The organism is Streptomyces sp. NPDC014656 (genome assembly GCF_043084305.1).
GTDB lineage: Bacteria > Actinomycetota > Actinomycetes > Streptomycetales > Streptomycetaceae > Streptomyces.
Window position 1 is genome coordinate 130948 of sequence record NZ_JBIBZN010000009.1, and the last position, 13617, is coordinate 144564.

Below are 13617 nucleotides of genomic sequence, written 5' to 3' on the forward strand. Positions count from 1 at the left end.
GCCGCGGGTGCGGCCTGCCGCGAAGGGGTGTGGCGGGGCCCGCATCGGCACATGTGTGCCGATGCCGCCGGCGTACCGGACGACACCTTCGCGTCACCACTTTGACAGGTGACGCCGGGGAGGGCAAGTGCCGCCGGGCGGATCGAGTGGATCGAGTGGATCGAGCGGGTCGAGCGGGTCGAGCGGGTCGGTCAGCGGGTCGGCCGGTCAGCCCGCCGGTGCCTCCGGACCGCCGAGGAGGCCCCGGAGGAACCCGTCCCAGTTCAGGCCGTCCATCTCCACGTCGGCCGCGACGATGCGGTACGTGGCGTCCAGCCACTCCGCCAACGGCTCGGCCGGCACCTCGAACAGGGCCTCCACCTCCTCGGACTCCAGGAGCAGCCACGACGAGGGGCGTTCGCGGTCCAGCGTCGGCCACATCCGTACCTCGCCGGTCCCGCTCATCGACGTGACGCCCAGGTGGAGCAGTTCACGCCCGATGTGCCAGATGAGGCCGGGGCCGCGTTCCGCGAGGAACTCGACCGTGATCACCGCGGCCATCTCCGGGTCGAAGAGGAACTTCGCGCGCATCGGCACCCGCGTGAACTCGTCGAGCATCTGGTCGAGGCCCAGGAGCAGCGGCGGCACGAGTTCGGGCGCCGAGCGCGCACGCAGGGACGGCTGGTCACGATGCATGGTGGGTTTCCCTCCGTGGGGCGAATTCTGCGTCTCCCACTCTTCGCCGGAGGCGGACACCCCGCATCGGTCAGTTGACGGTCGACGGGCCTTCCCGCTCCCGGCGCTCGACGGCACCGGAAGGCGCGGCCCCCGCCGCGCCGGCCGTGTCGTCAGTCAATCTTCTGTACCCCCCGGAGGCGGGTGGACCGCGCCGCCGCACCAGGCCGGGGTCATCGTGCCCCCGTCGACCTGACCATCGCACGTCACCCGTCAGAGCGGTCAGCGTAGCGAGTCGACCCGACCGGCCGACTCGCCAGGGGGGCAGTGTGAGACACATGTTTTCCCTGCGGGGGCGCCGCCCTCGACTTCGCCGGCGCCTTCCGGCGGGGCTGGCCGGCGCGCGGCCCCGGGGAGACGGGCCCTTCCGGCGTGAACCCGGAGGGGGTGCCGCACCGTTCACCGGTGGGAAGCGTCCGACGCCGAGCGCACAGCGGCGTCGGACGGGGCGGGGAACCGGTCTTCGTTCGAGTGAGGCGAAGACCTGGCCCAGCCGTCGGCGCGGCGACCACACACGTCGTGCCGACGGCGCTTCCCTCTCCGGAGGTCCTGTCTCGTTCCCCCGTGCGAGACAGGACCTCCCGCGAACGCGTGTCTGCAGTGGGCGGAGCGGGGCCGATCGAGCCGACCTGACCTGACCCGGCCCGACCCGACCCGGTGGGGTCCGGTCCGGTCCGGTCCGACTCGGTCCCCTCGCCGCCCGAGCGCCGACCTCACCCGCTCTGATCCCAGGGCAGCCTGTCCAACGCGTCGCGGAGCGCGGCCCGGGAGGTGGTGCCAGCTTCGACGGCGGGCTGAGGGCCACCTGGGCGCCGTCGCGGGGGCCGTCCCGCGTCCCGCGCGGACGGATCCTGCTGTCCTGGGCGCAGGCGGCCTTCGGCCGCACGGACGTCACGGCCCGCCCGGGCTTCGCGGGGACCCCGGTCCTGATCACGTTCTGGCCCGGACTGCGCGGCGAGTGGTCCGGCGTCGTCCGTCCCACGGTCGTGGAGGTGACCGAACCGCGCACGGCGCTCCGCCTGCCGACCAGAGCCCGCGACCACCGGCCCGGCCTAACGACCGGCCCGGCTGAGCCGGCAGCGCAGCCGAAGGGCCGGTCCGGCCGAGCGACCGGCCCGAGACCCGCCAAGCCATTCGTCACCTGTCAAGACGGTGACTATACTGGGGGTCGGTCATCGAGAAGAGGAGCGCGCGAACATGAGCACAGCCGAGGAGAGGGCCCTGCTGGCGGGCGGATGCTTCTGGGGCATGCAGGAGCTCATCCGGTCGCTGCCCGGAGTGGTGCGCACCCGGGTCGGCTACACGGGAGATGACACGAAGCCCCACCCCACCTACCGCGACCACGGACGGCACGCGGAGTCGATCGAGATCGTCTTCGACCCCTCGGTCACCGACTACCGCACGATCCTGGAGTACTTCTTCCAGATCCACGACCCGAGCACCCGCGACCGGCAGGGCAACGACGTGGGGGCCGACTACCGCTCCGCCATCTACTACACCGACGACGAGCAGCTCCGCGTGGCCCGGGAAACCATCGCCGACGTCGACGCGTCCGGTCTGTGGCCCGGCCCGGTGGTGACGGAGGTCGAGCCGGCCGGCGCCTTCTGGGAGGCGGAGCCGGAACACCAGGACTACCTCCAGCGCTACCCGGACGGCTACACCTGCCACTTCCCGCGCCCGAACTGGCGGCTGCCCCGGCGCGAGGCGTCCTGAGACCGGCGTGAGACCGCGAGCGGCCGGAAGGAGCGAGGCTCCTCCCGGCCGCTCGGCGTCCCCGCTTCCCCGCGCTCGCCGACCGGACGTCACCCGCCGCCCCGGACGGCGGCGTCCCAGTCGACGCCGGTGAACTCGGAGCCGGCGGGGACCAGCCGGTACGTGCGGTCCAGCCACGCGGCCAGCGGCGGCGCGGGCAGCTCGAACAGGGCCGCCATGTCGCCGGAGGCCAACTGGAGCCACGCGGCGGCCCGTTCCCCGGCGCTGGACGGCCACATCCGTACGCTGCCGAGGCCGCTCATCGAGCTGAGCCCTTGCCGGAGCAGGTCACGTCCGATCCGCCACGAGGCGCGGGGACCACCTTCGACGAGGAACTCCACGCACACGGCCGAAGGGGACTCCGGGTCGAACCGGAACTCCGCCCGGACCGGCTGGCGGGCGGCGACGCCCAGCACGCGCTCGATGTCCAGAGTCAGCGGGAGCGGACCGTGCGCCGCGCCGCGGCGGGCCTGTGCTCCAGATCGTTTGCCGCTCATGTACGGAGGGATCCTTCGCTGTGGTCGGGTGGGCGCGACGACGAACCGGCCGAACGGAAGGGCTCGTTGACGGACCTCCCGTGCGGCGAATCATCGATCCATGATGGAAGATACCACCGGAACTATCAATGATTCGCCAGACTGATATCGTTGATTCATGGTCATGGAGAGGGAGCAGGAAGAGGGGGGACCGACGCCGCGGCAGAAGATCGTCCTCGCCGCCGCGGAGCTGCTGGAGAGCGAGGGACTGGAAGCGCTGTCGACCCGGGCGGTCGCCGCGCGCGCCGGCGTGCCGGCGCCCACCATCTTCCGGCTCTTCGGGGACAAGTACGGCCTGCTCGAAGAGCTGGCACAGCACGGCTTCGAACGGTACCTCGGCAGGAAGGCCCGGTTCTTCACCGCCGGCGACCCGGTGCAGAACCTCCGGGACGCCTGGGACCTGCACGTCGACTTCGGGCTGAGGCACCCGGAGTACTACTCCCTCGTCTACTGCCAGGTCCGCCCCGGCTACATGCCGCAGGCCGGGCACGCGGCCGCCGCCGGTCTGCGGCACATGATGACCAAGGTGGCCGCCGCCGGCCGCCTGCGGATGGGCGTGACGAGGTCGGCCGAAGTGATGCACTCCGCCGGAATGGGCACGGTCCTCACCCTCACGGCCCTTCCCGAGGACGAACGGGACCTCCGGACCTCCCACGTCGCCCGGGACATGGTCATCGACGCCTTGACCCTCCCGGCCGAGAAGCAGAACGGGGGAGCCGCTTCGAACGGCCTCCCTTCGACCGGCCTCGCACACAGGGCCGTCGCCCTGCTCGCGACGCTCGAACAGGGCGATGACGCCGCCGTGCTCAGCCCTGGCGAGCGCACCCTGCTGTGCGAGTGGCTCAACCGGCTGGCCGACTCCGGCCAGAGCGCCTGAACCCGGCACACGTACGCGTCACATACGCATACACATGCACATACACATACGCGCAGTCGCAGTCGCAGTCGCAGCCCGGGTCCGCGCCGCCACGGTGTGAAAGCGGACCGGCTGCGGGTGCGACCGGGCCCGGACGCCGGTTCAGAGCAGGCCCCGGGCGGCGGCCCTGGCCCCCGCCTGGAATCGGGTGCCGGCACCCAGCTTGGCCAGGACCGCCGCGACGCGCCGGCTGGCGGTCCGGGTGCTGCATCCCAGCTGCCGTGCGATGGCCCGGTCCTTCAGCCCCGCCTTGAGCATGCCGAGGAGCGCCATGTCGTCCGCGTCGAAGGAGCCTTCCCCGGCGGCCTCGACGGACCCGATCGGCCCGGCTGGCCCTGCGGTCCCGGCTCCCCCCTCGGCCCCCTCGGACCCGGCTGCCCCCGCGGACCCGGCGGCCCCCGCGGTCCCCGGGGCCCCCGCGGCGACGGGCCCGAGGGGCACGGCGCGCGCCCAGTAGGCCTCGTACAGCTCCATCAGCGCGTTCAGCATGCCGGACGGGTGGATGACGACGAGGTCGTCGTAGACCGGCCCGGACAGCGGGACCAGGGCCACCTGCCGGTCGATGATGTGCAGCTTGAACGGCAGGGAGGGCAGCACCCGGGACCGCTCGCCCCGCTCGGCGAGGCCGAGGAGCGCCGCGAACCGGCCGGGGCGCTCCATCGACTGCGGACAGTAGATCGACCGCACGTCCACGCCGCGCTCCAGCCACGCGCTCGTGATCGCCACCTCGTCCTCGTTGCTGTGCTGCAGGCCGTCGGACCGCCCCATGTAGGGCGGACGGTCCAGCGCCCACACGTGGCTGCTCGCCGACCTGGTGAGCTGGTCGACCCGCTCGATGACCGCCTCGCGGTCCGACAGCACCTCCACGAGATTGCGCGGATCGGCGCGGAGCCGCCCCTCCCGGTGCCGTTCGGCGATCCGGGCGATCTCCGCCCCCGCCGAGGAGAGCGCGCTCTCGGCCTCGAACCGCCGCCTGGCGAGCAGGGGGACGAGCGCCGACTGGGGGTCCGTCGGCCGGTAGGCGCCGTCCCCGGCCGGGCGCAGCAGCCCCAGCTCTTCGAGGCGGGCCACGGACCGGTGGACGTCCCGCTCCGGCACGCCGAGAGCCGCGGCGACGTCCGGGACGGCTGCCCTGTCCCGGTCCAGGAAGCGCCGGTAGACGCGTTCCTCGCCCCCGGATATGCCCAAGGCCGTGAGCACGTGTGCGTACCTCCATCGCCTGATGCGCGGCATGTTGCCACGTGAGTCGTGGGTGTCATCAGTGTCATGTGCGTCATGTGCGCCATGCGCGTCATGTGTGGCGTGGACGGCCACGCGTCCAAACACGCCAACAGAGTATCTGGACACCTTTCCGGAGAACAGCGTTCACTTTGCTCGCCGCGACGCCCGGTCGCGTACTCGTCGCTCTCTTCCCACGGAGGAACGTGTGAGAACCACGCTCCGCAGATCCACCGCCTCCTGGGCGGCGGTGGTCTGCGCCGTCTCCCTGAGCGTCGTCTGTTCCGGACCACCCGCACAGGCGGGCCCCGGCCAGTCGATCCCCGCCCCCGCCCCCACTCCCACTCCCGCTCCCGCCCCCCTTCCCGTCCCCGTCCACACGACCGGAAACGCTCCGGCCGCCCGCTACATCGTCACCCTCGCCGACGCACCCGTCGCCCTCTACCGGGGCGGTACGGACGACCTGGCCGCCACCGCCCCCGCACCGGGCGCCAAGGTCGACGCGGGCAGCCGCGCCGCGCGCCGGTACCGGGACCACCTCCAGGAGCGGCAGAGCGAGGCCGCCACCTCCGTCGGCGCCAGGATCCGGGGGCGCTACACCGTGGCCGTCAACGGGTTCACCGCGGACCTGACCGTGGCTCAGGCCGCCCGCCTCAAGGGCAGCCCCGGCGTCCTCGACGTCAGCCCGGACGGGCGGGTCGAGGCGACGGACGACTCCCGGTCGACCGACTTCCTCGGCCTGCCGGGCCCGCGGGGGCTGTGGGCGAGGCTCGGCGGCACGGAGAAGTCAGGCGAGGGCGTGGTGGTCGGCGTGATCGACTCCGGGATCTGGCCCGAGAGCGCGTCGTTCGCCGGCGCCGCCCTGGGCACCGCGCCCCCCACCGCGAAGGACCCCCACCGCCCGTACCGCGACGGCGACGCGATCGTCATGCGGAAGGCCGACGGCTCCACCTTCACCGGCGCCTGCCAGGCCGGCGAGCGGTTCACCGCCGACGACTGCAACACCAAGCTCGTCAGCGCCCGTTACTACAACGAGGGCTGGCTCGCCGCGACGCCCGAACCGCAGCGGGGCGACTTCCTCTCCGCCCGCGACAGCAGCGGCCACGGCACCCACACCGCCTCCACCGCGGCGGGCGACGCGGGCGTGAGGGTCTCCGTCGACGGACACGACCTGGGGGAGACCTCCGGAGTGGCCCCGGGCGCCGTCGTCGCCGCGTACAAGGCGCTCTGGACCGAGAAGGGCACCACCAGCGCGAGCGGCTACGACTCCGACATCGTCGCGGCCGTCGACCAGGCCGTCGCGGACGGCGTCGACGTCCTCAACTTCTCGGCGGGCAAGGACCGGGAGTCGAAGCTCGACATGCCGGTGCAGCAGGCGTTCCTGGCCGCCGCCCGGGCCGGCGTGTTCGTGTCGGCGGCAGCCGGCAACTCCGGCGCCTCGACCGAGACCATCGACAACACCGCGCCCTGGACCACCACCGTCGCGGCCTCCACGATGGCGCCCACCGAGGCCACCGTGGAACTGGGCGACGGCCGTGCCCACGTCGGCGCCAGCAACACCGTACGGACGGTCTCCGGACCCGTGCCCCTGGTCCGCGCCCAGGACGTGCGGGCGGCCGGCGCCTCGGAGGACGACGCCCGGCTGTGCCGGGACGGAAGCCTCGACCCGGCCAGGACGACCGGCAAGGCCGTGGTGTGCGACCGCGGCGTCACGCTCCGCCCGACGAAGTCGGCCGAGGTGGCCAGGGCCGGCGGCGTCGCCATGGTGCTGGTGAACACCGAGGACCTCGACGTCGACAGCGACCTCCACGCCGTGCCCACCGTGCACCTGAACGTTCCGGGAGCCTCGGAGGTACGCGCCTACGCGGCCGCGCCCGGCGCGACCGTGACGCTGCGCACGGGCGGGTCCACGGGCACCCCGTACCCGCAGATAGCGCCCTTCTCCTCGCGCGGCCCCTCGGTGGAGAACAAGGGCGCCCTGATCAAGCCGGACATCGCCGCGCCCGGCGTCAGCGTCCTCGCGGCCGTCTCGCCGCCCGGCGACTACGGCCGCGAGTTCGACTTCATGACCGGCACCTCGATGGCCGCGCCCCAGATCGCGGGTCTCGCCGCGCTCCACTTCGGCGTCCACCCCGCCTGGTCGCCGATGGCGGTGAAGTCCGCCATGATGACCACCGCCGTCGCCACCAGGACCGCCTCGGGCGGCGTGAACACCGACGTGAACCAGCAGGGTTCCGGCCAGGTGAATCCCGCCGCGATGCTCGACCCCGGTCTGGTCTACGACTCGACGGCCGAGGACTGGCTCGCCTACGAGGAGGGGCTCGGCATCGACACCGGCACGGGCGTCGCCCCCATCGCCCCCAGCGACCTGAACTACCCCTCCCTCTCCGTGGACCGGCTCCTCGGCTCGCGGACCCTCACCCGCACGCTGACCGCGACCCGCCCGGGCGCGTACCGGGCCTCGGCGGAACTGCCCGGGTTCCGCGTCGAGGTGACACCGTCCACCCTGCGGTTCAGCCGCGCCGGACAGAGCGCGAAGGTCACGGTGAAGCTCACGCGCACCACCGCGCCCTCCGGCGTCCCCGTCACCGGGAACCTGACGTGGACCGGCCACGGCCACCTCACCGTGCGCAGCCCCCTCGCGGTCACCCCCCGGATGCTGGAGGCTCCCGGCCGGATCGCCGCCGCGGCCACGGAGGAGGGAAGCCTCGCCTACTCCGTGACCCCGGGCACGGAGAAGCTCGCGCTGACCGCCTACGCCCCCGTCGCGGGCCCGCCGGTCACCGGCGAACTGGCCACGGCCCGGGGCGACGTGCAGGAGTACGCCGTCACGGTTCCCGAGGGGAACAAGGCGACCGAGTTCTTCGTCAGGACGGACGCCCCCGACGCCCGGACGTGGATGTACGTGGCCTCGCTCTCGGCCGACGGCCAGCCCGAGACACTGCTGGACTGGTCCTCGACGGGTTCGACCACCAGCCTCAGCCCGAAGCTCGCCCCGGGCCGGTACCTCCTCACCGTCGTGGCCTCGGCCCACAGCCCGGGCACCTCCTCCACCGGCTTCACCCTGCGCACCAACCTGGTCAACGCGGACTCGCCCGTGACCGGAAGCTTCGACGTGTCGCCGGCACGGCCCGAGGCGACGCCCTATGAACCCTTCTCGGTCACCGGCAGGTGGTCCGGCGTGACGCAGACCCCGGCCACCGCGTACGTCGAGTACCCGGACGGCACCGGCACCGTGGTCAGCATCGGCGGCTGACCGCGCACTTCCCTTCCCCCTTCCTCCCCCTCTCCCTTCTCTCCCCTCCCTCCGGCGTCCCCTCCTCGCGAGGAGGGGACGCCGGAGCGGCCACGTGGGGGGACCTGTCCATACGTGAGTGGTACACAAACCGTAGGGCTCCCCCTATGGTCCACTCGCGCGACCGTTGTGCATGCTGAGATCATGTGCATCAACATCGTCGTCGTCGACGACGACCCCGAGTTCCGCCGCATCGTCACGACGCTGCTGACGGCACGGGGCCTGCGTGTCGTGGCGGAGGCCGGGGACGGTGCCTCGGCCCTGACCGTGGTGCGGGCACATCGCCCCCATGGACTGCTGCTCGATCTGCACCTTCCCGACATGAACGGCCTGAGCGTGGCCCAGCGGCTCACCGAAGGCGAGGTCCGGCCGCGGATCGTGCTGACCTCCACCGACGGGGCGTTGTGGTCCCAGGAGGAACTGGAGGCGGCGGGCGTCGCGGGCTTCGTGGCCAAGGACAAGCTCTTCGACGCCGACCTGCGGAGCCTGTTCGCCTCCTCAGCTCCCTGACGGGCCGGGACGCCGCCGCCCACGGTCGTGAGGGTGTCTCCCACGGCCGTGACGGTGTCTCCCACGGCCGTGACGGTGTCTCCCACGGCCGTGACGGTGTCTCCCACGACCGTGACGGTGTCGCCCACGACCGTGACCGTGTCTCCCACGGCCGCCGGGACGTGGGGCAGACCCCACAGAAGGGTGGGGGAGCCCCGAGGAAGGCGGAGGGAGCGCACGACAGACCACCGGACCGCCCCCGGCCGAGACTTGCCTCCCGGGCCGGATCCGCCGGCCCGGGACCGGCCGAGTCACCAGGAGGCGTCCATGAAGAAGTGCCCTCTCTCCCTGGAGATCACCCACTGGGTCACGTCCGCACTCTCCCGGCGGCTGAAGTGCGAGTTCTCCTACGACACCGGTGACCCCCTGGCCGTCACCCTGACCCTGGACACCGACGGGGAGCGTCCGGTGCGGTGGAACCTCTGCCGGGAACTGCTGGCCGACGGCATGGTGGCCGAGGCCGGCGAGGGCGAGGTCGTGCTCTGGCCGCTGTCCGACGGCGAGAGCGGGTACTCCTCCTTCTGCCTGCGGGTGGGCGGGGGAGACCGCACGGCGCTCTTCGAGATCCCCGCGGAACCGGTCGGCGAGTGGCTCGCCCGCACCTGGGCCGCGGTCCCCCGGGGAACCGAACTGGACGGCGTCGACTGGGACGAGCTGCTCCAGCCGGCGGAGTGAGGGAGACGGACGACGAAAGCACCGCCCCCAGGGGCCACGGCGCTCGGTCTCCTCCACGGCGGAACGACAGATATGTTTCCATGTGAATCCGAGATACATATCTAGGGAGCCCTTGAAACATGGATCACCGGCGCACACCCCACCCGATGCCTTCCGTCGACCCGGAGCGCGCGGAAGACCGGGGCTACGACGTCATCCTGGTCGGAGGCGGCTCGGCCGGCTGCGTCCTCGCGGCCCGGCTCACCGACGACCCCGACCTGCGCGTCCTGCTCCTGGAGGCGGGAACGGCGGCCCCGGACCTGCCGGACGCCGTGGCGGTTCCGCCGGCCTGGCCCGCCCTCGCCGCGACGGAGGCGAACTGGGGCGACACGACGGTCCCCCAGAACGGCGGTTCCCCGTCCGCCCGGACCGGACCCGGCATCGCGCTGCCGCGCGGCCGCGGCATCGGCGGTTCCTCCGCCATCAACGCCATGGTCTTCGCCCGCGGCCACCGCACCAGCTACGACAGGTGGGCCGGCCACGGAGCCGGGGGCTGGGGCTTCGACGACCTCCTCCCCTACTTCCGGCGCAGCGAGACCGCCGTCAGCGGCGGCCCCGGCCGGGGTACGTCAGGCCCGCTCACCGTCGGCCCGACGACCGACCCCAACGAGGTGCTGCTCGCCTGTCTCGCCGGAGCGGTCGAGACCGGACAGCGCCGGGCGACGGACATCAGCGGCGGTCTGGAGGAGGGCTTCGCACCGGTCGACCTCAACATCGTCGGAGGCCGGCGCCAGAGCGCCGCCGACGCCTACCTCACCCCGGTGCTGAACCGTCCCCGCCTCGACGTCGTCACCGGCGCCACCGCCCACCGGCTGCTCTTCGAGGGCACACGCTGCGTCGGCGTGGAGTACGGCGTCCAGGGCCGCGTCCACACCGCGAGGGCCGCCCGTGAGGTCGTCCTGACCGCCGGCACCCTCGGCAGCGCACAGCTCCTGCTGCGCTCCGGGATCGGCCCCGGGCGGGAGCTGCGCGAGGCCGGGGTGGAGCCGTTCCACGCGCTGCCCGGCGTGGGCCGCAACCTCCACGACCACCCGCTGGTCAACCTCGTCCACCGCACCCGCCGCACCGTGCCGGCGGCCCGGGGCAACCACGGCGAGATCATCGGCCTGCTGCGCAGCACGCCCGGACTGGACGGCCCCGACCTCCAGATCCTCTTCGTCGACGTCCCGTTCCCCAACCCGGTCGCCCCGGTGGACAACGGCTTCACCATCGGCGTCTCCCCGATGCTCCCGTTCAGCCGCGGCACCCTGAGGATCGCCTCGGCCGACCCGTACGCGGCGCCGGTGATCGACCCGGCCTACTTCACGGACGAACGCGACGTGCGGGCCGTCCTGTCCGGCATCGCCACCGCGCGCGACATCGCCCGCTCCTCGGCGCTCGCCCCCTGGGGCGTCGAGGAGGTCGCCCCCGGCCCCGACGTCACGGACCGGGAGTCGCTGGGCCGGTACGCCCGTACGGTCTTCCAGTCCTACTGCCACCCCGTCGGCACCTGCGCGCTCGGCGAGGACGAGGACTCCGTGGTCGACTCCGAACTGCGGGTCCGGGGACTCGCGGGCCTGCGCGTCGCCGACGCCTCCGTCATCCCCTCGATCCCGTCGAACAACACCAACGCGACGGTGTACGCCCTCGCGGAACGAGCCGCCGCCCTCCTCCACGACGCTTCCTGAGGGGAGCTGCGGGGCCGGGGAACGCTCGGTTCCGCAGCCGCCGACAGGTGACCACCATCGCCGCCGGTGCCCCGGGCGGCCCGACCCCATGGCCGGCCCGGCCGCACAGCCCGTCGTCGAGTCCGCCTTCATCCCCCTCCAAACCTCAGGCCACATCGCGCACCGCACATCGCGCACCGCACATCGCGTACCGCCTGCTCACCCACCCCAGCGCCCAGCGTGACGCACGGGCCGCCCTCCTCACCCGATACGCGCAAGCCCTGACCGATCACCATCGGGGGGTCCGGCCCGGTCCTGGCACGGAGCCCACCGCGCTGCCGCTCTCCAGCAACCTGCCAACGACATCGCGTCGGGCAGCCCTGCCTGCCCGACGCGCCGCCCCCGACGGCCGCCGCGAGGCACCTCGTTTCCATCGGCACCGGGCCGCCCCCCCCGAGAAGGAAGCGACGCGCTCGTCCGAGCCCTGGTGAGGCATGGCATTGCCACTGATCCTGCGCGGAGTTCCGCCCTCCGGCGGATGAGCCCGGCCGTCACAGGCGACGAGGCACGCGGCGCTCTCCGGCGCGCGGGACCGACGGTCGGAACGGGGGGCGCGGCCCATGCCGGCCGGCATCGCGGCGAACTCCACCGGGATCGCCGCCATCGGCGACGAGCTCGTACGCGACGTCGCGTACGACACCGAGCGCGGCAGGACACGGAACCACCAGGCCCCTGCCCCCTCACCACCCCGACTGACCGGCCCCTCCCACCCTCCAGCACAGGATGAAAGAGCCTCGGTGGTGTCCCGATCGGTTCACGAAGCCGTCCCGATCGGTCACCGGCGGTGCCTCCGGCCCCTGACGGCGGATAACGTTCCGGGCCGCGGGGCCGTACGTCTGTACGGAGTGGCGCCGGCCCGCGACGCATCTTTCGGATCGACGACTCCACGGAGGTACAGCGACATGACCACGCGACGCGACGACGTGCTGGACGGCGGATTCTCCCGGCGGCGCGCACTGCGGCTGGCCGGCGGCGGGGGCGCGCTGGCCGTGCTGGCGGCGGGCGCGGTCGGCTGCCGCGATGACGGCGCTGCCACCGGCGGCCCCAGCCACCCGGGCAGCACCGATGAGCCCGGCGGCTCCGGTCCCGACGAACCGGCCGGCGGCGACACGCCCGCCGAGGGCGGCGGCAAGGACGGTGGGGCGCCCGAGCCGCTGTGGACGAAGACGACAACCGCCCAGACCTACGGTGACAACGACGAACTCGTGGCCACGAGCGGCGTGGTGATCGCCAGCGGTGAACCGCTGGCCGCCCTGGACGCCGCGACGGGCGGGGAGCGGTGGTCGCTGGAGGACGGCGCGGTCCCCGGAGCACCGATGCTGCTCGGCAACGGCACGCTGTACCTGGCGAGCGCCCGGTACGACGGCACCGTCTCCGGCTACGACCCGGCTTCGGGCAAGGAGACGTGGCGCAGCCACCTGGGCAAGGGCTACCGGCAGCCGAGACCGATCGCGGTGGACGACCGGCAGGTGTACGTCATCGCCGAGATCCTGGAGGCCGACGGCTCGTCCAAGACCAATGTGATCGCCGCCCTGCACAGCGGTACGGGCAAGCTCGCGTGGAAGGAACGGCGCGACTTCGGCACCGAGGGGAACGGCATACACGCCCACGCCGGGGGCCGCTACCTCGTCTACACCGACTTCAAGAAGAACCTCACGGTCCGCGACACCGCCACCGGCAAGCAGGTGTGGACGCACAAGACCACCAAGACCAACTACGGCTTCTTCGCCGTGCACGAGAGCCTGGTGATCGTTCCCCAGGGGCCGAAGCTCCAGGCCTTCAGCCTGGCCGACGGATCGCTGAAGTGGTCGGTGCAGACGGCCGAGAGCTACGTCGGCTTCAAGGAACCGGCCATCCTGGACGACGTGCTCTACATCGCCGACAGCGGCCGCACCCTGTGGGCCCTCGACCCCCGTACCGGCAAAGAGGTCTGGAAGTCGGAGGCGCTCGCCGACGCGGACCTCACGGTGCCCCGGCAGTACGTGAAGGCGGGCGGTGTCCTGTACGCGGCCACGGACCTGGACAAGCGGGGCGGTGTGATCGCCATCGACGCGAAGAACGGTGCCGTGCGCTGGACCTTCAACGACGGATCCGGTGACTACCACTCCTGGCTGGTGGCCACGGACGGGAAGAGGGTGTTCGCCCTGCACGGCAAGAAGCTTCACGCGCTGCCCGTCTGACACCTGCGCACGAAGGGCGTTCCGTCGCGAACTGTCA

General features: G+C 72.8%; 10 protein-coding genes. 7 read left to right on the top strand and 3 right to left on the bottom strand.

Annotation, left to right across the window (positions count from 1 at the left end; all coding sequences use genetic code 11):
• Positions 1–207: 207 nt before the first annotated feature.
• On the bottom strand, positions 208–675 hold the full coding sequence (locus ACF1ED_RS21270; RefSeq protein WP_391762632.1) for an SsgA family sporulation/cell division regulator: 468 nt from the start codon (positions 673–675) through the stop codon (positions 208–210).
• A 1236-nt stretch (positions 676–1911) separates the two neighbouring features.
• Here ACF1ED_RS21270 and msrA point away from each other — a divergent pair.
• Positions 1912–2427, top strand: coding sequence for a peptide-methionine (S)-S-oxide reductase MsrA (msrA, locus tag ACF1ED_RS21275; RefSeq protein ID WP_391762634.1), 516 nt, complete (start codon positions 1912–1914; stop codon positions 2425–2427).
• Between the two features lie 89 nt (positions 2428–2516).
• On the opposite strand, the gene ACF1ED_RS21280 is transcribed toward msrA, so the two are convergent.
• A complete protein-coding gene (locus ACF1ED_RS21280; protein ID WP_391762636.1) occupies positions 2517–2963 on the bottom strand; it encodes an SsgA family sporulation/cell division regulator in 447 nt (148 codons plus the stop codon).
• A 157-nt stretch (positions 2964–3120) separates the two neighbouring features.
• Here ACF1ED_RS21280 and ACF1ED_RS21285 point away from each other — a divergent pair, with 157 nt between their 5' ends.
• Entirely contained in the window at positions 3121–3879 is a 759-nt protein-coding gene (locus ACF1ED_RS21285; protein WP_391762638.1) for a TetR/AcrR family transcriptional regulator, read from the top strand.
• 141 nt (positions 3880–4020) lie between these two features.
• On the opposite strand, the gene ACF1ED_RS21290 is transcribed toward ACF1ED_RS21285, so the two are convergent.
• Positions 4021–5118, bottom strand: coding sequence for a transcriptional regulator (locus ACF1ED_RS21290; protein WP_391762640.1), 1098 nt, complete (start codon positions 5116–5118; stop codon positions 4021–4023).
• A 226-nt stretch (positions 5119–5344) separates the two neighbouring features.
• On the opposite strand from ACF1ED_RS21290, the gene ACF1ED_RS21295 reads away from it, so the two are divergent.
• The 5 genes from ACF1ED_RS21295 (at position 5345) to ACF1ED_RS21315 (ending at position 13580) form a co-directional block, all read left to right on the top strand.
• A complete protein-coding gene (locus tag ACF1ED_RS21295; protein ID WP_391762642.1) occupies positions 5345–8392 on the top strand; it encodes a S8 family serine peptidase in 3048 nt (1015 codons plus the stop codon).
• 183 nt (positions 8393–8575) lie between these two features.
• Entirely contained in the window at positions 8576–8941 is a 366-nt protein-coding gene (locus ACF1ED_RS21300; RefSeq protein WP_391762644.1) for a response regulator, read from the top strand.
• Positions 8942–9247: 306 nt separating this feature from the next.
• On the top strand, positions 9248–9655 hold the full coding sequence (locus ACF1ED_RS21305; RefSeq protein ID WP_391762646.1) for an SsgA family sporulation/cell division regulator: 408 nt from the start codon (positions 9248–9250) through the stop codon (positions 9653–9655).
• Positions 9656–9801: 146 nt separating this feature from the next.
• Positions 9802–11361, top strand: a complete 1560-nt coding sequence (locus ACF1ED_RS21310) for a GMC family oxidoreductase (RefSeq protein WP_391762648.1) — start codon at positions 9802–9804, stop codon at positions 11359–11361.
• Between the two features lie 941 nt (positions 11362–12302).
• Positions 12303–13580 (top strand): PQQ-binding-like beta-propeller repeat protein, encoded by a 1278-nt coding sequence (locus ACF1ED_RS21315; RefSeq protein ID WP_391762650.1) that lies wholly within the window; start codon positions 12303–12305, stop codon positions 13578–13580.
• Positions 13581–13617: the final 37 nt, after the last annotated feature.